The sequence below is a fragment of the Streptomyces sp. NPDC057253 genome (genome assembly GCF_042669125.1).
In the GTDB taxonomy this organism is placed as follows: Bacteria; Actinomycetota; Actinomycetes; order Streptomycetales; family Streptomycetaceae; genus Streptomyces.
The window spans coordinates 17,125-36,529 of the sequence record NZ_JBHUXV010000029.1 but is presented as its reverse complement, the minus strand read 5'-3'; the positions used below and the strand labels follow the sequence as shown (position 1 = coordinate 36,529).

At 72.4% G+C, this 19,405-nt stretch carries 18 protein-coding genes; 11 read left to right on the top strand and 7 right to left on the bottom strand.

Annotated elements, in window-relative coordinates; all coding sequences use genetic code 11:
• Positions 1–10: 10 nt before the first annotated feature.
• The 3 genes from ACFULQ_RS18225 to ACFULQ_RS18215 are packed head-to-tail and all read right to left on the bottom strand — an operon-like array spanning position 11 to position 2,741.
• The gene (locus ACFULQ_RS18225) at positions 11–280 is read right to left on the bottom strand and encodes a SelT/SelW/SelH family protein (RefSeq protein ID WP_383544788.1); all 270 of its coding nucleotides are present in this window, start codon (positions 278–280) and stop codon (positions 11–13) included.
• Positions 277–1,182, bottom strand: coding sequence for a HipA family kinase (locus ACFULQ_RS18220; RefSeq protein ID WP_383544785.1), 906 nt, complete (start codon positions 1,180–1,182; stop codon positions 277–279). Before ACFULQ_RS18220 ends, ACFULQ_RS18225 begins: the two co-directional genes overlap by 4 nt.
• 20 nt (positions 1,183–1,202) lie before the next feature.
• On the bottom strand, positions 1,203–2,741 hold the full coding sequence (locus tag ACFULQ_RS18215; protein WP_383544782.1) for an IucA/IucC family protein: 1,539 nt from the start codon (positions 2,739–2,741) through the stop codon (positions 1,203–1,205).
• 74 nt (positions 2,742–2,815) lie between these two features.
• On the opposite strand from ACFULQ_RS18215, the gene ACFULQ_RS18210 reads away from it, so the two are divergent.
• The 3 genes from ACFULQ_RS18210 to ACFULQ_RS18200 are packed head-to-tail and all read left to right on the top strand — an operon-like array spanning position 2,816 to position 6,438.
• Positions 2,816–4,300 (top strand): IucA/IucC family protein, encoded by a 1,485-nt coding sequence (locus ACFULQ_RS18210; protein WP_383544779.1) that lies wholly within the window; start codon positions 2,816–2,818, stop codon positions 4,298–4,300.
• 45 nt (positions 4,301–4,345) lie between these two features.
• Positions 4,346–5,611, top strand: a complete 1,266-nt coding sequence (locus tag ACFULQ_RS18205; RefSeq protein WP_383544777.1) for a VWA domain-containing protein — start codon at positions 4,346–4,348, stop codon at positions 5,609–5,611.
• The gene (locus ACFULQ_RS18200) at positions 5,611–6,438 is read left to right on the top strand and encodes a hypothetical protein (RefSeq protein ID WP_383544775.1); all 828 of its coding nucleotides are present in this window, start codon (positions 5,611–5,613) and stop codon (positions 6,436–6,438) included. Before ACFULQ_RS18205 ends, ACFULQ_RS18200 begins: the two co-directional genes overlap by 1 nt.
• A gap of 62 nt (positions 6,439–6,500) precedes the next feature.
• Here ACFULQ_RS18200 and ACFULQ_RS18195 read toward each other — a convergent pair whose 3' ends face one another.
• A complete protein-coding gene (locus ACFULQ_RS18195) occupies positions 6,501–7,127 on the bottom strand; it encodes a winged helix-turn-helix transcriptional regulator (RefSeq protein WP_383544772.1) in 627 nt (208 codons plus the stop codon).
• 87 nt (positions 7,128–7,214) lie between these two features.
• Here ACFULQ_RS18195 and ACFULQ_RS18190 point away from each other — a divergent pair, with 87 nt between their 5' ends.
• From ACFULQ_RS18190 to ACFULQ_RS18165, 6 genes are all read left to right on the top strand, one after another.
• The gene (locus ACFULQ_RS18190; RefSeq protein WP_383544769.1) at positions 7,215–8,423 is read left to right on the top strand and encodes a pyridoxal phosphate-dependent aminotransferase; all 1,209 of its coding nucleotides are present in this window, start codon (positions 7,215–7,217) and stop codon (positions 8,421–8,423) included.
• A 153-nt stretch (positions 8,424–8,576) separates the two neighbouring features.
• On the top strand, positions 8,577–10,832 hold the full coding sequence (locus ACFULQ_RS18185) for a hypothetical protein (RefSeq protein ID WP_383544766.1): 2,256 nt from the start codon (positions 8,577–8,579) through the stop codon (positions 10,830–10,832).
• Positions 10,833–10,842: 10 nt separating this feature from the next.
• Positions 10,843–11,232 (top strand): DUF5955 family protein, encoded by a 390-nt coding sequence (locus ACFULQ_RS18180; protein ID WP_383544763.1) that lies wholly within the window; start codon positions 10,843–10,845, stop codon positions 11,230–11,232.
• A 407-nt stretch (positions 11,233–11,639) separates the two neighbouring features.
• Complete coding sequence (locus ACFULQ_RS18175; RefSeq protein ID WP_383544760.1) at positions 11,640–12,239, top strand: histidine phosphatase family protein; 600 nt, start codon at positions 11,640–11,642, stop codon at positions 12,237–12,239.
• 56 nt (positions 12,240–12,295) lie between these two features.
• Complete coding sequence (locus ACFULQ_RS18170) at positions 12,296–12,952, top strand: hypothetical protein (protein WP_383544758.1); 657 nt, start codon at positions 12,296–12,298, stop codon at positions 12,950–12,952.
• A gap of 55 nt (positions 12,953–13,007) precedes the next feature.
• Entirely contained in the window at positions 13,008–13,424 is a 417-nt protein-coding gene (locus tag ACFULQ_RS18165) for an acyl-CoA thioesterase (protein ID WP_383544755.1), read from the top strand.
• A gap of 1 nt (position 13,425) precedes the next feature.
• Here ACFULQ_RS18165 and ACFULQ_RS18160 read toward each other — a convergent pair whose 3' ends face one another.
• Positions 13,426–13,821 (bottom strand): winged helix-turn-helix transcriptional regulator, encoded by a 396-nt coding sequence (locus tag ACFULQ_RS18160; protein WP_383544752.1) that lies wholly within the window; start codon positions 13,819–13,821, stop codon positions 13,426–13,428.
• Positions 13,822–13,932: 111 nt separating this feature from the next.
• Here ACFULQ_RS18160 and ACFULQ_RS18155 point away from each other — a divergent pair, with 111 nt between their 5' ends.
• Positions 13,933–15,363, top strand: a complete 1,431-nt coding sequence (locus ACFULQ_RS18155; protein WP_383544749.1) for an MFS transporter — start codon at positions 13,933–13,935, stop codon at positions 15,361–15,363.
• Between the two features lie 266 nt (positions 15,364–15,629).
• Positions 15,630–16,442, top strand: coding sequence for a chitosanase (locus ACFULQ_RS18150; protein ID WP_383544746.1), 813 nt, complete (start codon positions 15,630–15,632; stop codon positions 16,440–16,442).
• Here ACFULQ_RS18150 and ACFULQ_RS18145 read toward each other — a convergent pair.
• Together ACFULQ_RS18145 and ACFULQ_RS18140 are read right to left on the bottom strand one after the other, a co-directional pair.
• On the bottom strand, positions 16,427–17,791 hold the full coding sequence (locus ACFULQ_RS18145; RefSeq protein ID WP_383544744.1) for a nucleobase:cation symporter-2 family protein: 1,365 nt from the start codon (positions 17,789–17,791) through the stop codon (positions 16,427–16,429). The two genes, ACFULQ_RS18150 and ACFULQ_RS18145, sit on opposite strands and share 16 nt — an antisense overlap.
• Before the next feature lie 230 nt (positions 17,792–18,021).
• Positions 18,022–19,401, bottom strand: coding sequence for an 8-oxoguanine deaminase (locus tag ACFULQ_RS18140; protein WP_383544741.1), 1,380 nt, complete (start codon positions 19,399–19,401; stop codon positions 18,022–18,024).
• Positions 19,402–19,405: the final 4 nt, after the last annotated feature.

The window sequence follows — 19,405 nt, the reverse complement described above, 5'->3', positions numbered from 1 at the left end:
CCCGCGACGCTCACTTGTCCGAGTGGCCCAGGGACTTGTCCGGGGCCACTCGGTCGCGTACGGCCTGCTTGACCGCCGTGGGCTCCGGGAACCCCTGCTCCTTGCGGTCCCAGACCACCTCGTCGTCGACCCGGACCACGAAGACGCCGCCCGTGCCGGGCTTGAGCGACAGCTCGGTCAGTTCGGTCTCGAAGGTCGTGAGCAGCTCCTGCGCCAGCCAGGCCGCGCGGGGCAGCCAGCGGCACTGGGTGCAGTACTCGATCTGTACGACGGGGCTCATCCGAGGTGCACCGACCAATCCTGTTCCGCGGCCGGTTTGCCGTGCAGGTCGGGGACCCGCTTCAGCCACTGGGGCCGGCCTTCCTGTGTCCGCGCCGCGCGAAGGGCCTCCTCGGCGGCGAGTTCCTCCCGGGTGGGGAAGCCGGTGGGCAGCCAGGCCTCGGAGGCCCGCACGCGCGCGTGGAGATGGGTCACATAGGCCTCGCGGGCCTCGGCCGGGGTCGCGAAGTCGGTGAGCCAGGCGTCGGGGACGGCCGCGGTGACCTCGCGCAGGAGGTCGAGGGTGACCTTGGGCGCGAGTTCCGCGTCGGCGGCCCGCACGTCCGGGCCGTAGTGGCCGAGGGCGTGGTGGCGCAGGTCGTAGGACTTCGCCGGGTCGGTGCCCTCCCAGCGGTGGTGGAAGACGAGGGCGGCGCCGTGGTCGATCAGCCACAGGCGCGGGGGTGCGACGCCGAGGGTCGGCCAGATCATCAGGTTGGAGCTGTGGACCGTACGGTCGACGTTGACGGTGAGCGCGTCGAGCCAGACGATCCGGCCGGCCTCCACCGGGTCCACCGGGAACGTCTTCGCGACCTCGGGGGTGAAGTCGCGGGCGCCCGGCAGGTAGTCCATGCCGAGGTTCACGCCCGCGCTCGCCGTGTGGAGGTCCCGCACCTCCTGGTGCGGCTCACTGTCGGCGATCGCCGGGTCGAAGTGCACGAGGACCAGCTCCGGGAAGCGCAGCCCCAGCGCCCTGGCCAGCTCACCGACGATCACCTCGGCGACCAGCGCCTTGCGGCCCTGGGCGGAGCCGGTGAACTTCACGACGTACGTCCCCAGGTCGTCGGCCTCGACGACTGCGGGCACGGAGCCGCCGGACCTCAGCGGGGTCACGTATCGAACAGCAGTCACAGCGCGCAGCACACCGGCCAGGGTAGTTCAGGTCATGCGTCGGCCAACGGGTTCGGCAGCGGAAGATACCGGGCGGCCGCACCGTCCGCGCCCGTCCACCTCAGCAGCAGGTTCGTCTTGCCGGGGAGGGTGGGCGCGGTGAGGAGGGCGGCGGCTTCCGGGAGGGCGTGGCGCGCCAGCTCGCGGCGGGCGGCGGGCCACGGGTCGAAGCCGGGCCGGCGTTCGGCGAGGGCCGCGGCGATCTCCCACAGGTGGTTCACGACCAGGCAGTACACCAGCCGCTCCCACCCCTGCGCGCGCGGCACGTCCGGCAGCAGCTTCACGCCCTCGGCGTCCCGGAACAGTGCCTGCACGGGCGTACCGTCGTCGGCCACGGCGACCAGGGTGTTCTGAAGGTGCGCTTCGAGGACGACGCCGTGGTCGGCGAAGGCCGTGAGGACGGGCGGTACGACCGCGCGCAGATACGCCTCCCACCAGGCGCCCGGGTCCTCGGCGGTGTCGAGCGGGTTGCCCTCGAAGCCCTCCACCAGGGCCGCGGCGAGCAGCGGGGTCGCCCCGGGCCGCACATGGTCGTGCAGGCCGTCGCGGACCAGGACGGCGAGCTCCTCGAAGGCGAAGTCGGCGGTGCGGTAGCCGCGGTCGCTCAGCCAGGCGGCGGGGCGCGCGCTCCCCGCGGAGGCGGGGCCGGGGCCCTGGGCGAAGGCTCGCACCACCGCTTCATCCGTACGGCGGAGTTCGAGCAGGTCGTGACGCCAGAGCCGGCGGATGTCGTTCGTGATGCGCACGTCCAGGCTGAACTTCAGGAAGAGGTCGCGCGCGGGGGCGTACACCGTGCGGATCGCCGCCGTCGGCCAGACCTCGAAGCCGGTCGTGCCGAGCCGGACCAGGCGGCCGTCCGCGAAGGCCTCCGCGCAGCTCACGAGATCCAGCTGCCAGGGGTGGGCCGGGAGCAGCCGGTAGCCGGGCGGGGCCTCGCCGAGCGCGTCGAGGGCCGCGGTGTCGCCCTCCTCGACGACGGCGTCCTCACGCACACCGAGCAGGACCGGGGGGAACCGGACGTGGGCCTCGGGGGCGTACGGCAGCCAGGCGGCGACGGGACCGCCGCCGCGGGCCTTGGGCGCGGGGTGGTACGGATGGCCGGTGACGAGGCACTGCTCGGAGCGCAGATACGGGTCGCCGGGTGCCGTCGACCGGTCCCTGGCCGCGAGCAGGGCGGCCACCGCGTCCCGGCTGTCGAGCATCTCGGCGGGCAGGTCGTGGTTGGACAGTCCGGTGTGCCGGGTCAGTTCCTCGGCGACGAGTTTGACGAGTTCGGTGTGGCTCACGCGCCGCCAGGCACCCGCCGTGCGCACCTCGGGTTCGGCGGGCCGCCGCTCGCCGCGCACCCGGAGCAGCCGTCCGTCGGGGAGCCGGTACACCGGGCGGTCGCCGGGTTCCGGGAGCCGTTCGGCCACCTCGCGCAGCAGACAGTTGAGCAGGGGCGCCGCCGCGTACGCGTCGGCACGGTGTGCGACGGCGTCGGCCGGCGGGGGCAGGTGGTCCACGCGATCCACTCGTTCTCTACGGTTCATCTGGGGCGATGACGATCAGTATGTCTGCCGTCACCCACCCACCGTGCCACCGGTCGTACCCGAGGAGTCCCCCCGTGCACCGTCCCCGTCCCGCCGAGGCCGAGTTCGCCGAAGAGCTGGCCGTCGTACGCCCCGACCTCGCGGAGCGGTACGCGGCCGAGCTGCCCGGCGCCCGGGCGGCCGTGCTGTCCCGGTTGTGGCGTGGGCTCACGCACGAGCCGCTGCCCTGGGTCGTGGCGCGGGAGCCGGGCCGGGAGGGTCTCGCCCTGCGCCTCTCGGACGGCCGCCGGCTGCACGGCCCGCACCCGGACCCGTACGCCACCGCCGCCTACGTGAGGGCCGTGCGGCTCGACGGAACCGCGTACGACCGCCCCGAGCACCTGATGACCGACCTCGGCGTCCCGCACGCCACGGACCTCGCGGCCGAACTCGCCGACAGCGTCGCCTCGTTGGCGCTGTCGAGGACGACCCAGGAGCCCCGCTCCCCGCAGTGGCCTGCGCACGACTGGGAGTGGGAGCAGCGGGTCGTCGACGGACACCCCTACCACCCCAACTGCCGTTCCCGGCCCGGCTTCTCGGTGGCCGAGCAGCTGGCCTACGGCCCCGAGCACCGGCCCCTGGTACGGCTCGGGTTCGTGCCGGTCCCGGCGGCCGAGTGCCTGGTGACCGGGGAGTGGCCCGACGAGTTCCGCGACGGGGAGCGCTTGTTGCTGCCGGTGCATCCCTGGCAGGCGGAGCACGTCCTGAAGCGGCGCACCTCACAGGGCCTCGACGCCCACCCGCTGATGTCCCTGCGCACCCTGGCCGTGGCCGGCGACCGGCACGTCAAGACCGCCCTGAGCGCCCGTCTCACGTCCTCGGTGCGGGACATCTCGGTGTACTCGATCGGCATGTCCGCCACGCTCTCCGAGTTCGCGGAGGCGCTGACCCACCGCATGGACGGACTGCTGCACTTCACCCGCACTCTGGGAGCGGCCACGGCCAACTCCCCGGACCTGGCGGCCGTGTTGCGGGAGTCTCCGCGGGTGCACGGCGAGCGGGTCCTGCCGGTGGCGGCCCTCGCCACCACCGAGCTGCCCGAATCCCCCGGCTGGCTGGCGGAGTTCGCCCGGCTGGCCCTCACAGCGGGGCTGCGGTTGCTGGAGCTCGGGGTGGCCCTGGAGGCCCACGGCCAGAACCTCCTCGTCGTCCTGTCGCCGTCCGGAGCGCCGGTCCGGCTGGTCTACCGGGACCTCGCCGACGTCCGGATCAGCCCGGCCCGGCTGGCCCGGCACGGCATCCCGGTGCCGGAGCTGTCCGGACGGGTCGTCACGGACGACGTGACCACCCTGCGGCGCAAGCTGTTCGGCTCCCTGGTGGCGGGCGCCCTCGCGGGGACGGCGGGTTCGGCGACCGCGTTGCGAGGGGCACTGGAGAGTGCCGTACGGGATCTGCCGCGCACACCCGATCTGGCCGCGCTGCTCGAACAGCCCCTGCCCACCAAGGCGTTGACGCTGATGCGGCTGTCGCCGGGGACTCCGGGGGACCAGTGGACGCAGCTGCCCAACCCCCTGCGGTGAGCGGCCGTTTTGGAGGGCGGCGCTCCTGATCAATAGGATCCGGCGATGATCACAAGAAAACGGTGGGCGGCAGGAGTGTGCGCCCTGCTCGCCGCCCTGACGGCCGGGATCGCCTTCCCGGTCGCGGCGGTCGCCGGTGAACCCACGGGCGGCAGCGCGCCGCAGGTCGACCTCGTCCTCGACGTGAGCGGCTCGATGCGGACAGCGGACATCGACGGCGGCACCCGGATGGCGGCGGCGAAGCGGGCGTTCAACGAGGTCCTGGACGCCACGCCCGAGGAGGTGCAGCTCGGCATCCGGACCCTCGGCGCCAACTACCCGGGCGACGACCGCAAGACGGGCTGCAAGGACACCGCGCAGCTCTACCCGGTCAGCACCCTGGACCGCACCGAGGCCAAGACGGCGGTGGCCACCCTCTCCCCCACCGGCTGGACCCCGATCGGGCCCGCGCTGCTGAAGGCGGCCGACGACTTCGCCACGGGCGACGGCTCCAGGCGGATCGTGCTGATCACCGACGGCGAGGACACCTGCGCGCCGCTCGACCCGTGCGAGGTGGCCCGGGAGATCTCCGCGAAGGGGGTCGGGCTGACCATCGACACCCTCGGCCTGGTCCCGAACACCAAGCTGAGCAGGCAGCTCAGCTGTATCGCCGAGGCGACCGGCGGCACCTACACCTCGGTCGAGCACACCGACGAACTCACCGACAAGGTGAACCAGTTGGTGGACCGCGCGGCCGACCCGGTGGTGACGCCGGTGGCCACCGAGGGCACCGACACCTGCGCGACGGCGCCCACGCTGAAGTCCGGGCTGTACACCGACCGCGAGGAGTTCGCCCGGCAGCGCTGGTACCGGGTGGACGTCGAGCCGGGCCAGGAGCTGCGGACCTCGGTGAGCGTGGCGGCCGACCGGGCCGTGAACCCCTCGTACGGCGTGCTGCTGCGGGCGGTGACCGTGCACGGCCGGGAGATCGTGCGCGGGGAGGCGGCGGGCAACGGCCGCACCGACGTGATCTCGACGGGGCTGCGCTATCCGAAGAGCGACTCCGACGACGAGGACGCTCCGGCGGAGACCGTGTGTCTCCAGGTCACCCACTCCTTCTCGGCCGGCTCCGGGGTGAAGACCACTCCGGGTCTGCCGCTGGAGCTGACCGTGGACGTCGTGGACGGGGCGTCGAAGGCGAGCGACGTGGCCTCCTTCGGCCTCGGGCGCGGCTGGTGGCTGCTCGGCGCGCTGATCCTCGCCGGGTTCGTCGCCGGTCTGCTGTGGGGCTGGCTGTCACGCTGGCGGGTCGCGGTCTGGAGGACCAACTGATGCGGATCACACGCGTGTTGAGCGCTTCCCTGCTGATGCTGGGACTGGCCGTCGCACCGGCCGCGGCCGACTCCTCGCCGACCCCCACGGATTCGGCCTCGGCGGACGCCGGCGCGCCCACCCGGGCGGGCACGTCCTTCCGTACGGCCACCGAGATCGAGCAGGGCCGGACCGCCACGGCGAGCGGCTCCACGGGCGACTACCTGTACTGGTCGTTCCCCGCGGACGCCGCTCAACGGCCCACCGTGCGGGCGACGGTGAAGCTGCCGGAGACCCACGCCACCGAGACCTGGCAGCTCGACGTGTACGACGGACTGCGGCGCCGCCAGTCCTGCCAGTACGGCGCCCAGACGCGCACCGCCGCGGCGGGTGTGGGCAGCGTGGCGCTGTCCTGCACCCTGCGTACGGTCCGCGCCTGGTCGGAGACCTGGTCGAACGACCCGCTGCCGGGCACGTACTACGTCCGGCTGACGGCCGTCGGTGTCACCACGGCCGACCTGGGTCTTCCGGTGGGCTCCGAGGTGCGGGTCGACTCCAAGGACATCGGCGGTGCGGCCGCGGTGGACGGCTCGCTGGCCGAGCCGCTGGTGCCGGGGATCGCGGTGAAGTCCGAGGCGGACAAGGACGGTTCAGCGGACACGGACGGTTCGAAGGACTCCGCCGTGCTGTCCGCGATCGAGCCCGAGGACGGCTGGTCCTCCGGCTGGTGGTCGGACCGATGGGTGTGGACGGCGATCGGGGGTGCGCTGGCCGCGCTCGCGGGTGTCGGCGGATACACGCTGACCCGCGGGTCGGGACGGCCGTCCCGGGTGCCGCCGGGAGCCTGACGTTCCGTCAAGAAGGCCCGCTTCGGCGGGCCTTCTGCATGTTCACCCCTGCCCCAGCCTGTTCACGCCTCCCTCAGCGCCTTGGCGATGGCCCCGTCCCCGGTCACCTCGACCCGCCCGTCCCGCACCGCGTCCGCCAGGCTCAACTCCCCGCGGCCGAGCGCCCCGCAGGTGTCGGCGTCCAGGGCGAGCCGGGCGTCGGGCTCGGCGGGGGCCGGTCCGTCGCCGTACGCGGGACCGGTCGGCGCACCGACGTACAGGTGGAAGTCCCCCTCCTCCAGGCGCACTTCGACGAGCCCCTCGCCTTCCAGGGAGCGCAGCAGGGGCAGCGCGGACCAGTGCGCGCGTACGGCGTCGGTGGGCCGTCGCTCGCCCAGTTCGGGTTCTCCCCAGGTGCCGAGGGCCTGGAGCACGGGCAGCAACGCGCGTCCGCGCTCGGTGAGTTCGTAGACGTAGGCCGCTCCGGGCGGGGCCAGCCGGCGTCGTGTGGTGAGGCCGTCGCGCTCCATGTCCTTCAGCCGGGAGGCGAGTACGTCCGTGCTCACGCCCGGCAGGTCGGCGTGCAGGTCCGTGTAGCGGCGCGGGCCGGCCAGCAGTTCCCGGACGATCAGCAGGGTCCAGCGGTCGCCCACGACGTCGAGGGCACGGGCCGCGGAGCAGTACTGGTCGTAGCTTCGGCGAGGTGACATGCGACGCAGTCTAGACAAGTCGTTGGACTTTCCAAGCTGACACTTGGTAAAACCAAGCAACACACGAAACCGGAGAGGCAGCAGCGCATGGAGTTCCGGCAGTCGAACAAGCTCAGCGAGGTCTGTTACGAGATCCGCGGCCCGGTGATCGAGCACGCCGACGCGCTGGAGAAGGCGGGCCACAGCGTGCTGCGCCTGAACACCGGCAACCCCGCGCTGTTCGGCTTCGAGGCGCCGGAGGAGATCCTCCAGGACATGATCCGGATGCTCCCGCAGGCCCACGGCTACACCGACTCGCGCGGCATCCTCTCCGCCCGCCGGGCCGTGGCCGGGCGCTACCAGACGCTGGGCCTGGAGGTCGGCGTCGACGACGTGTTCCTGGGCAACGGCATCTCCGAGCTGATCTCCATGGCCGTACAGGCGTTGGTCGAGGACGGCGACGAAATCCTCATCCCCGCCCCGGACTTCCCCCTGTGGACCGCGGTCACCACGCTCGCCGGCGGCAAGGCGGTCCACTACCTCTGCGACGAACAGGCCGACTGGTACCCGGACCTGGACGACATGGCGTCGAAGATCACCGACCGCACCAAGGCCGTCGTCATCATCAACCCGAACAACCCCACCGGCGCGGTCTACCCGAAGGAGATCATCGAGGGCATCCTCGACCTCGCGCGCCGGCACGGCCTGATGGTCTTCGCCGACGAGATCTACGACCAGATCCTGTACGACGACGCCGTGCACCACTCCGTCGCCGCGCTCGCCCCCGACCTGGTCGTGCTCACCTTCTGCGGTCTGTCGAAGACGTACCGGGTGGCGGGCTTCCGCTCGGGCTGGCTGGTGGTCACCGGCCCCAAGCAGCACGCGAAGAGCTACCTGGAGGGCCTGACCATGCTGGCCTCCATGCGGCTGTGCGCCAACGCCCCCGCCCAGTACGCCATCCAGGCCGCCCTCGGCGGCCGGCAGTCCATCCACGACCTGACCGCGCCGGGCGGCCGGCTGCACGAACAGCGCACCGTGGCCTGGGAGAAGCTCAACGAGATCCCCGGGGTGTCGTGCGTGAAGCCGAAGGGCTCGCTGTACGCCTTCCCGCGCCTCGACCCCAAGGTCCACAGGATCCACGACGACGAGAAGTTCGTCCTGGACCTGCTGCTGCGGGAGAAGATCCAGGTCGTCCAGGGCACCGGCTTCAACTGGCCGACGCCGGACCACTTCCGCATCCTCACGCTGCCGCACGCCGAGGACCTGGAGGCGGCGATCGGCCGGATCGGCCGGTTCCTGAGCGGATACCGGCAGTAGTCCGCGCGGTTGTTCGGATTCGGGGCCGTGTGGAACGGGGATGCCCTAGAGTGCGGCCACTGATCCAGGGGGGATCGGGGGATGGGGGTGCCCCGGGTGTCACTGATACGTCAACGTGCTTTCACAGCAAGGCAGTTGCCGAGCGGGCGGATCATGGTCCTGCTCCTTGCCCTCGTCGTCGCGGGCAGCCCGTGGGTGCAGCGGCCGCTGCGGGACTTCTACGAGCGGGAGTTCTACTGGTACTACCGGACCGACGAGGAGACCCTGCGCTGGATCGTCCAGGCGGCGTTCGCCCCGGGCTGGGACACGGACTCCGAGTGGTACGGGAGCACGGCGGGCCTGATGGCCAACGACCTCGCGGTCATCGTCCTGTTCGCCGGACTGGCCTTCGTCGCGTCCCGCCCGGCGATGGGCAGGCTCCGCCGTCTCGGCGCCAGTGTGCTGGTGACGGCTCTCTCCCAGTTCGTCTGGTGGGGCCTGTACGAGGCGTTCGCCCCCGACACCGGACTCGCCCCGGCCGGCACCCTGCTCAAGGACCTGCTGCGCACCTCGCTCATCTTCGGACTCGCGGTCGGCGTGCTGATCGTGCTCCTCGCCGACGGACGGTCCGGGACCCCCGCCGCGCGATCCACCGGTGCCCTGGCGGCGCCGTTCCGTCGCTCGCGTCAAGGAGGGCTCGGCATGACGACCGCGCCGGACCACATGCCGGTCGGGACCACACCGGGTGACGTCACCCGGTATCTGTGCGCCGCGGCCTACGTGGACGAGCAGTTCGCCGACCGCGTGGTGGAGGACGTCATGGCCGACGAGGTCGGCGCCGTGGCCGCCTCGCCCGGCGTGGACCTGGCGACCGTGGCCCGGCACTGTCTGACCGCCCAGGAGCTGCGGCTGCGCCGCGACCAGCGGCTGACCGCGGCCTACGCCGTGGTGGCGGTGTTCGCGCCGCTGTGGCTGCTGTTCGTCACGCTGCTCCTGTCGGCCACCCGGCAGGCGAACGGCCGGCCGAGCCTGGCCACCCGTGGCCGGCACCAGCCCGAGGGCCGGGTGCTGGTGGGCACCGGGATCACGGCCGGCGTCATGGTGCTCTTCGCCTTCCTCCTCGGCACCGTCCTGTCCGCCCTGCCCACCCCCGGCTTCGTGAGCTGGCTGCTGGGCTCCTATCTGGGCGGGATACCGGCCGTGCTGCTGTCTCTCGGCGCGGTGGCCGCCGCGTACGCCACGGTCGTACGCCATGATCTCGACGTCGACCGGCTGCTGCGCACGACGATGACCCGCGAGGCGTTCGCGAAGCAGCCCCGTCCCACCGTGCCGCGGCGGCGGTGGATGGCCGAGCGGCTGGCGGCGCTCAGGGAGGCGCAGGACGGCAACGTCACCGTGTACAGCGGCTACACCCCCTTCCTGGGCTATGCGCCGGCCGCCTCGCAGTGGTCGGTCGCCGTGCCGCTGCTGCCCGCCGACGGGCCCGCGGGCGGGTCGGTGCGTCCTGGCGCCCCGGAGGTGTTCGGCGTCGCCGAGCTGGTCGACCATGTCCGGGCGCGGCTGCGGGCCGTGGCCACGCACGGTACGGCCGACGGCGCCGCGGCGGACGGGGCGCGCTCCCTGGAGTCGCTGTTCATCGAGGACCGGGTCTTCGCGAGCGGCACCAGCATCGGTGACGACGAGCGGTTCATCCGCACCACGAGCCTGACGCCCGCCGCGCGGCTGTCGCCCGACGAGGTCGAGCGGATCATGGAGCATCCGACCGGGGCGGTCCGCCACTGTCTGGCGTTCCATGTGCCGCTGTGGGGCGGGGACGTGGTGCCGAGCGTGTTCCTGCACTTCTCGACCGCGGGCACCACGCTCCACCTGCATTGCAGCAACCACGTGCTCGGGCCGGTGCGGGCCGAGTACCACGTCGTGGACCGGCTGCGCGGCCCCCTCTCGCCCGGGGCGCGGCGCACCCTGCTGCTCGACGCCGTCCCGCGCACCGGGGGCGCCTTCCACTCGGCGCCCTTCCGGGCGCTGCGCCAGGCCCGGTTCGAGGAGCGGCACAGCAGACGCATGTCCGACGAGCTGAAGGCCCTGGAGCAGGACCCGGTCTACGACTTCGGTGCCCGGCTGAGCGTGCGGGAGCTGGCGGTGAGCCCGAACTACCACAACTACTTCCAGGTCGTGGACGCCGGGCGGATCACGTCCCTGGTGGAGCGCCACACCTTCGCCGCGATCCGCGAGTTTCTCGACGCGCGCGGTTACGACACCACCGACTTCCGCGCCCAGCAGCAGACCATCCTCAACCAGGGCCTCATCCAGCAGGGCGGCATGAGCATCATCGGCAACCAGGCGATCGGCACGGGGGCGACCGCCACCCAGAACGTCCCTCAGCAGCCCGGCGCGACCACTCCCAGCGCCGTCGGCGGCGCCGCCAAGTAGGAGCCTTTTCATGAGCGACGACAGCAGACAGGACCCTCCGGTCAACAACGGCGTCATGATCAGCGGCGGCACGCACTACGTCGGCAACCAGGCGGTGGGACAGAATGCCCAGGCGTTCTCCGGTTCGGTCTCCTTCCAGCCGCAGGACGCCGAGCGTACGGCCGAACTCCTCGCGCACATCGAGCGGTTGCTGGAGGAACACCGAGCGGCACTGACCGACCCGGAGGCCACGACCAGGGAACTCCGCCGCCTCCGCGAGGAACTGGACGAACCAGAACCCCAACCCACGGTCCTGCGCCGAGCCCTGACCCGCCTGAACGAGTTCGTCCAACCGGTGACGCCGTTGGTGGTGGCGGTGGGGCAACTGGCGCAGTCTGTGCAGGGGTTGCCGGGGGTGTGAGGGCGGGGAGGCCGGGGCGCGGGGGAGGGCTTTGGGCGAGCCTCGGCGGGAGCGGTCGAGCGGCGCCCAGGTGGTGAACCTGGTAGGTCCGTGCCGAGCGGGACCAGTCGAGCCGGGGGCCGACGGGACCAGTCGGCCGCGGCCGAGCGGGGAAGACCGATCGAGACGGGGCCGTCCGAGCCTGCCGGCTTTCCGGAGCCCGTGACGGCCGCACCGCAACACGGCCGCACCGCCTCACCGCCCACGGCGCGAGCCGCCGAGCGGTCCTGCTCGGCAACAGGTGCCCCGGGGTGGGAAGGGCAGCGGGCCGTGTGGAGCAGACTGGAGCGCGATCGTCGGTCAGGCTGTTCTGCGGGGCGCCCGGCGCTGTGGCACGGTGCTGGGAGGGGCCTGGGAAAGGTGCGGACGTGGGTGATCTCTTTCTGGTGCGGCACGGGGAGACCGAGTGGTCGCGGTCCGGGCGGCACACCGGCTGGACGGACGTACCGCTGACCGAGCGCGGCCGGGAGGAGGCGCGCCGCCTGGTGCCGCTGATCCGCTCCCACCGCATCGGCGCCGCCTTCGTCAGCCCCCTCCAGCGGGCGCGCGAGACCGCGGAGCTGATCGGCCTGCACGACCTCCATGTCGACCCCGACCTGCGCGAATGGGACTACGGCGGCTACGAGGGCATCACGACCGTCGAGATCCAGCGGGAACGCCCGGACTGGTTCCTGTTCACGGACGGCGTGGCGCCCGGCCCGCCCGACCACCCCGGGGAGAGCCCGGAACAGGTCGGCGAGCGCGCGGACCGCGTCCTGGCCAAGGTGGACGCGGCGCACGCCAACACCGAGGGCTGTGTGGTGCTGGTCGCGCACGGACACTTCCTGCGCGTGCTCACCGCCCGCCGGCTCGGACTGCCCCCGTCGGCCGGGGCCCTGTTCCAGCTGGCCACGGGAACCCTGTGCCGACTGGGGACGGAGCACGGGCGGCCGGTGATCGCCGGCTGGAATGTCAGACCCTCGTCGTAGCCTTCGAAGCGAGGGGCCGGTGATCCGCACGGCCCGTCGCCCGGAAGGAGCACGCCGTGACACGACCGCCCACCGCCGCCCAGCGGCGTGTCATCGACGCCGCCGATCCCGTCACCGGCCGGATCAAGGGCACGGAGTCCCAGCTGGACGCGCTGGTCAAGCGCGGTCTCGCCTTCCGCCACCCCCGCCCGCCGCACGACCACTTCCTGACCCCGGCCGGACACCGCATACGCGAGACGATCACCGAGGCTCCCGCCCAGGCCCTCGATCCGGCGACCGCCATCGACCCCACCCCCGGCGCCTCCGCCTCCGGCGTGTTCACCGCCCGCATCGGCGGCACCGAAGAACCCGCCGAAGCCGGTCCGGCCCGGGTGCGCGAGGTGCACAGCGCCTGGCAGGGGCTGCTGGAGCTGCGCCGGATGACCAACCCGGACGGGTCCACGGACCGGCCCTGCGGCTGGGAGCGCACCCACCTCGTGCAGGCGGCCGCCCTCGCCCTGGAGGCGGCCGGCCACCCCCCGGAGGCGGGTGGCACACCCGGCTACCGGGTGCGGGCCACTCCCCAGCCGGAGGCCGTCGCCGTGCACGCCCCCGACGGCGAGGCACTGCGGACCTGCGCGGGCACGCTGGAGCAGGCCGGCTGGCAGGTCGGCGAGTACACCCAGCCGCGGATCGGGACCCGCTATCTGCTGGCCTCCCCATGCCGGGTGTAGAGGGCACGTGTCAGGATCGGTTCCGGTAACTGCCGTGGCGTGAGAGGGGATTGACGTGAGCGAGCCGTTTTCCGTACCGGTGACCGTCCGCGGGTACGAGACGGACGTGCAGGGCCACCTCAACCAGAGCGTGTACCTCCAGTACGCCGAGCACGCCCGCTGGTCGCTGCTCAGGGCAGCCGGGATCACCCAGGCCGGGCTCATCGGCAGCGGGGTGGGTCCGGTGGCGTTGGAGACCACCATCCGCTATCTGCGGGAGCTGCTGGCGGGTGACGAGGTGGAGGTGAGCTGCGGCTTCGAGTGGGGCGAGGGCAAGACGTTCCGCATTCGGCAGACGATCCGGAAGAAGGACGGCACCGTGGCGGCCGAGATCACCGCGGTCGGCGGGCTGATGGACCTGAAGGAGCGGCGCCTGGTGCCGGACCCGGGCGAGGTCCTCAAGGGGCTGGCCACCGACCCGAGCCTGCTGTAGCTCAGGCCGGCTCCGGTTCCCGCTCGGCGTCGTAACTGGCCCGCGCCTCGGCGATGTAGACCCTGTTGCGCTCCGCCCAGTCGGTCAGGCGTTGCAGGGTCTCGTTCAACTCGTGTGCCACCGGGGTGAGTTCGTACTCCACCTTGGGCGGGACCGTCGGGTGGACGGTGCGGGTGACCAGGCCGTCGCGCTCCAGGTTGCGCAGGGTCAGGGTCAGCATCCGGCGGCTGATGCCCTCGATGCCGCGCTCCAGCTCGGTGAAGCGGATGGGGCCGTGCGCGGCCGCGACGAGGATCTGCACGCTCCATTTGCCGGAGACCCTGTCAAGAACTTCCCGCACCGGGCACGCGTGCGCGTTCACGACCTGGGTGGTAACACCGGTGTTCCTCTGGGACATCGAACTGCCTCCTTACGCCGCTCTCCATGGTCACTGACGATGTTCCCCGTTACAAGTCGTGCACCAAGGCCACTTGTCGGAACCCATGGAGAACACGGAGGTACCGTCGCCATGACGGCCATCGTCGACACCCCGCAGCGCACACCGCGACGAACGTACTCCCGCTGGACGGCCCTCGTCGTCCTGTGCGCGGGAACCCTCATGACGGTCCTGGACGGCAACATCGTCACGGTCGCGATGCCGGCCGTCCAGAGCGACCTCGGCTTCACGGGAGCCGGGCTGGCGTGGGTGGTCAACGCCTATCTGATCCCGTTCGGCGGGCTGCTGTTGCTGGTGGGGCGGCTCGGCGACCTGGTCGGCCGCAAGCGGATGTTCGTGGCGGGGCTGGCCGTGTTCACGGCGGCGTCGGTGCTGTGCGGGACGGCGACCGGCCAGAGCACGCTGATCGCGGCACGGGCTCTCCAGGGCGTGGGCGGGGCGATGACCTCCGCGGTGGTGCTCGGCATGCTGGTCGCGCTGTTCCCCGAGCCGCGTGCACAGGCCCGGGCCATCGCGGTGTTCAGCGCGGTCGGGGCGGCGGGCGGAGCACTGGGCACCTTCCTCGGCGGCGCGCTGACGCAGGCCCTGAACTGGCACTGGATCTTCCTGATCAACCTGCCGATCGGGCTCGTCGCCCTGCTGGCGGCCGTCCGCGTGCTCGCCCCGGAGGACGGCGAGGGCCTCGGCCGGGGCGCGGATTATCCCGGGGCCGCGCTGGTCACCGGGGCGCTGATGCTCACGGTGTACGTGATCGTCGGCTCCGGCGACCGGGAGCCGACCACGACGATCCTCCTGGCCGCCCTCGCCCTCGCCCTGTTCACGGCGTTCACCGTGCGCCAGGCCCGGGCCGCGCGTCCCCTGCTGCGGCTTCGGCTGTTCGGCTCCCGGCTGCTGTCGGGCGCGAACGCCGTCCAGATCCTGATGATCGGCACGATGTACGGCTTCCAGTTCCTCGGGGCGCTGTACGTCCAACGCGTCCTCGGATTCGGCGAGTTGCTCACCGGCACGGCGTTCCTGCCGGCGCCGGTGGTGATCGGGGTGCTGATGCTGAGTCTGTCGGCGCGGACCATCGGCCGGTTCGGCGCGTACCGGGTGCTGCTGGCCGGGCTCCTCCTCATCTGCGCCGGGATGGCCCTGCTGAGTCGCGCCCCGGCCGACGGGTCGTACCTCGCGGACGTCCTTCCGGCGCTGCTCCTGCTGGCCACCGGGTTCGCGGCGGCGATGCCGGCGTTGACGGGGCTGGCCATGTCGGGGGTCCGGGAGGAGGACGCGGGTCTGGCGTCGGGGCTGTTCAACACCACGCAGGTGGTGGGTGGTTCGCTGGGCCTTGCGGTGCTGTCGGTGCTGGCGGCGAGCCGGACGGAGGGGTTGCTGGGACGGGGGGCGGAACTGGTGCCGGCGACGGCGGAGGGGTACCAGTTGGCGTTCGGGGTGGGGGCGGGGGTCGCGGGAGCGGCCTTGGCGCTGGCCGCGGTGACCTTGCGGTCGGCTTCGCGGGGCTGAGGTGCCTGTTTCGGCTGCGGGTGGGTGGGGGCTTGTCGCGCAGTTCCCCGCGCCCCTGAGTGGGTCCAGTCGCAGTCCGCCGAGCTGCACCCACCCTTTTGGGGGCGCGGGGAACTGCGCGATCGGCCCCCACCGGCCCGCACCCGAAAAACGACACACGCCCCCCACCGCCAGGAAATTCCGGCACGTTTCGCGCCCCCGAACCCCCCGACCCCCCGCTTACCGTGGACACGTCCTGCCTGCACACCGCCCCTCTTGGAGACGACGTGGCCTTCCTGTCCACAGCGGCGGCCGCCCGCCGCACCCTGCTCGCCCTCCTCGGAGCCGGTGTGCTGAGCAGCCGGTGGCCGGCCGCCGAAGCCGCGGGTCCCGACGGGCTCGACGACCCGGTGAAGAAGGACCTCGCGATGCGGCTGGTGTCCAGTGCGGAGAACTCCTCGCTGGACTGGAAGGCGCAGTACGGCTACATCGAGGACATCGGGGACGGCCGCGGCTACACCGCCGGGATCATCGGGTTCTGCTCGGGCACGAGCGACCTGCTCGCCCTGGTCGAGCTGTACACGGACCGGGTCCCCGGCAACCCCCTCGCCCCCTATCTGCCCGCCCTGCGCGCGGTGGACGGCACCGACTCGCACGAGGGGCTCGACCCGGGCTTCCCGGCGGCCTGGCGGACCGCGGCGAAGACGTCCGCGTTCCGCAGGGCGCAGCGGGACGAGCGGGACCGCGGCTACTTCGACCCGGCGGTCGCCCGCGCCAGGAAGGACGGCCTCGGCACGCTCGGGCAGTTCATCTACTACGACGCGATGGTCATGCACGGCCCCGGCGGCGACGCCCTGAGCTTCGGCGGCATCCGCGACCGGGCCCGTGCGAAGGCGGACACCCCCGCGGACGGCGGCGACCAGACCGCGTATCTGCACGCCTTCCTGGACGCGCGCGTGCGGGCGATGCGGCGGGAGGCGGCGCACCATGACGTGAGCCGGGTCGAGACCGCCCAGCGGGTGTTCCTCGCCGCGGGCAATCTCGACCTGGACACCCCGCTCAAGTGGCGGGTGTACGGAGACAGTTACGAGATCGGCTGAGCGGGGACGGGCTCCATGGGGTGGGTGACGTCCTCGGCGTCCCGGCCCCTGCCGAGGTGGTTGAAGACCAGGTTCAGCGTCACCGCGGCCACGCAGCCCGTCGAGATCCCCGAGTCCAGGACGATCTTCGCGGTCTCGGGGAAGGCGTGGTAGAAGTCCGGCGCGGTGATCGGGATGATCCCGACCGCGAGGGACACGGCGACGATCAGGACGTTGTTGTCCTTCTCCAGACCCGCCCCGACCAGGGTCCGGATGCCGCTCGCGGCGACCGAGCCGAACAGGACGACTCCGGCGCCGCCGAGCACCGGGCGGGGTACGACGGCGATGAGCGAGGCGGCCATCGGGCACAGGCCCATCAGCACCAGGAAGGCGCCGCCGGTGGCGACGACGTACCGGCTGCGGATCCTCGTCATCGCGACCAGGCCGATGTTCTGGGCGAAGGCGCTGCACATGAAGCCGTTGAAGAGCGGGCTGAGGGCCGAGCCGAGGGTGTCGGCGCGCAGGCCGGCCACGATGGTCCGCTCGTCGGCGGGGCGCTCGACGATCTCGCCCAGCGCCAGCATGTCCGCGGTGGATTCGGTCATGGAGACCACCATGACCACGCACAGCGAGAGGATCGCGGCGAGCTGGAACTGCGGGGCGCCGAAGTGGAAGGGGGTCGGGAAGCCGACGACGGCCGCGTCGGCGACCGGGCCGAAGTCGGTTGCTCCGAAGGGGATCGCGACCAGGGTGCCGGCCACCAGGCCGAGCAGTACGGCCACTTGCTTGACGAAGCCGCGGGTGAAGCGTCGCAGCAGCAGCACGATCGCCAGGGTCGCCGCCGCCAGGCCCAGGTTGGTCGTCGAACCGTAGTCCCGGGCACCGGGGTCGGTGCCCTGCGCCCAGCCGAAGGCGACCGGCAGGAGCGAGACGCCGATCAGGGTGATGACGGTCCCGGTGACGACCGGCGGGAAGAACCGGATCGCCTTGCCGAAGAAGGGGGCGGCGAGGAAGCCGAGGAGACCCGCGACGATCACCGCGCCGAAGATGACGGGCAGGGCGTCGGCCTTGTCGTCCGTGGCGGCGACGATGGCGGTCATGGGGGCGACACCGGCGAAGGTGACGCCGTTGACGAAGGGCAGCCGGGCGCCGATCCGCCAGACGCCGAGGGTCTGGAGGAAGGTGGCGAGGCCCGCGGTGAACAGACAGGCACCGGTCAGGAAGGTGAGGTCGGTGGCGGTCAGGCCGATGGCCGCGCCGACGATCAGGGGTGGGGCGACGACTCCGGCGTACATCGCGGCCACGTGCTGGAGGCCGGTGGTCGCCATCTTCAGGGCGGGGAGTTTCTCGTCGACGGGGTGGACTGACACTGCGGCTCGCCTCCGGGCGGTTACACGTCGGCACTGACGTGGGTTTCATGGAGGTGGTGCGAGTGGTCGTGCGGGACCGTGACGGGTCGTTCCCCGGGAGGGAACGGGGACCGTTCCGGGGCGCGCGCGTCCGACACGCGCCCCGGGCACGGCCGCCGTGGAACCCTGAACCGGGGTCCACGGCTGCCGGCCGAGAGCCGTCCCTCTCGGCCGGGGTTCGGGTGAACTGCTCAGCCCTGCGCGGCAATCCGCGCGAGCCGCTGGGCCTGTTCCCGCGTGGAGCGGGCGACGGCGTCCTCGTCGACGTGCAACAGGCGGCCGTTCTCGACGATCTGACGGCCGTTCACGAAGGAGGCCGTGACCGGGGCCGCCGCGCCGAAGACCAGCGCGGTCACCGGATCGGCGATCGAGGCGTGGGCGAGGGTGTCGAGCTTCCACAGCACCAGGTCGGCGAGCTTGCCCGCCTCCAGGGAGCCGGTCTCGGCCGCGCGGCCGAGGACCTGGGCGCCGCCGTAGGTGCCGAGGCGCAGGGCCTGGCGGGCGTTGAGCGCCGCTTCGCGGTGCGCGCCGAGCCGGTTGATGAGCAGCGCGTTGCGCAGCTCGGTGTGCAGTTCCCCGGACTCGTTGGAGGCCGTGCCGTCGACGCCGAGGCCGACCGGGACGCCGGCCGCGAGCATGTCGGGGACGCGGGCGATTCCCGCCGCCAGTCGGGCATTTGACGAGGGGCAGTGGGCCACACCGGTCCTCGTCCGGGCGAAGGCCGCGATGTCGGAGTCGTTCATGTGGACGCAGTGCGCCATCCACACGTCCTCGCCGAGCCAGCCGGTGGACTCGAAGTAGTCGGTCGGGCCCATGCCGAACAGTTCCTTGCAGAACTGCTCCTCCTCGACGGTCTCCGAGCCGTGGGTGTGCAGCCGCACCCCGAGGCGGCGGGCCAACTCGGCGCCCTCCCGCAGGAGTTCGGTGGAGACGGAGAACGGCGAGCAGGGCGCGACGGCGACCTGGGTCATGGCGTCGAAGGAGGAGTCGTGGTGTTCCTTGACGGTGGCCTCGGTCGCGGCGAGGGCGCCTTCGAGGGTCTCCACGGCGAAGTCCGGGGGCAGACCGCCGTCCTTCTCGCTGCGGTCCATGGAGCCGCGGGCGAGGGTGAAGCGGACGCCCGTCTCGCGGGCCGCGCGGATGATCGCGCCGGACAGGTCGCCGGAGCCGGCCGGGAAGACGTAGTGATGGTCCATCGCGGTCGTGACACCGCCGCGGGCCATCATCGCGAGCGACCCCTGGGCCGCCGCGTAGACCATCTGCTCGTCGATGCGCGCCCAGGTCGGGTACAGCGCGACGAGCCAGTTGAAGAGGTTGTGGTCGGTGGCCAGGCCCCGGGTGATCCACTGGTAGTAGTGGTGGTGGGTGTTGACCAGGCCGGGGGTCACGAGGTGGCCGGTGGCGTCGATACGCCGTACGACGTCCTGGAGGCCCTCGGGGGCCGGGCCCGCGCCGAGCGACTCGATGCGGTTGCCGGCGATGACGACATGGCCGGAGGCGTACTCGGTGTCCCGGGCGTCGACGGTGGCGATGGAACAGTTCTCGATGACGATGCGCTCAGCGGCTGCCATGGTG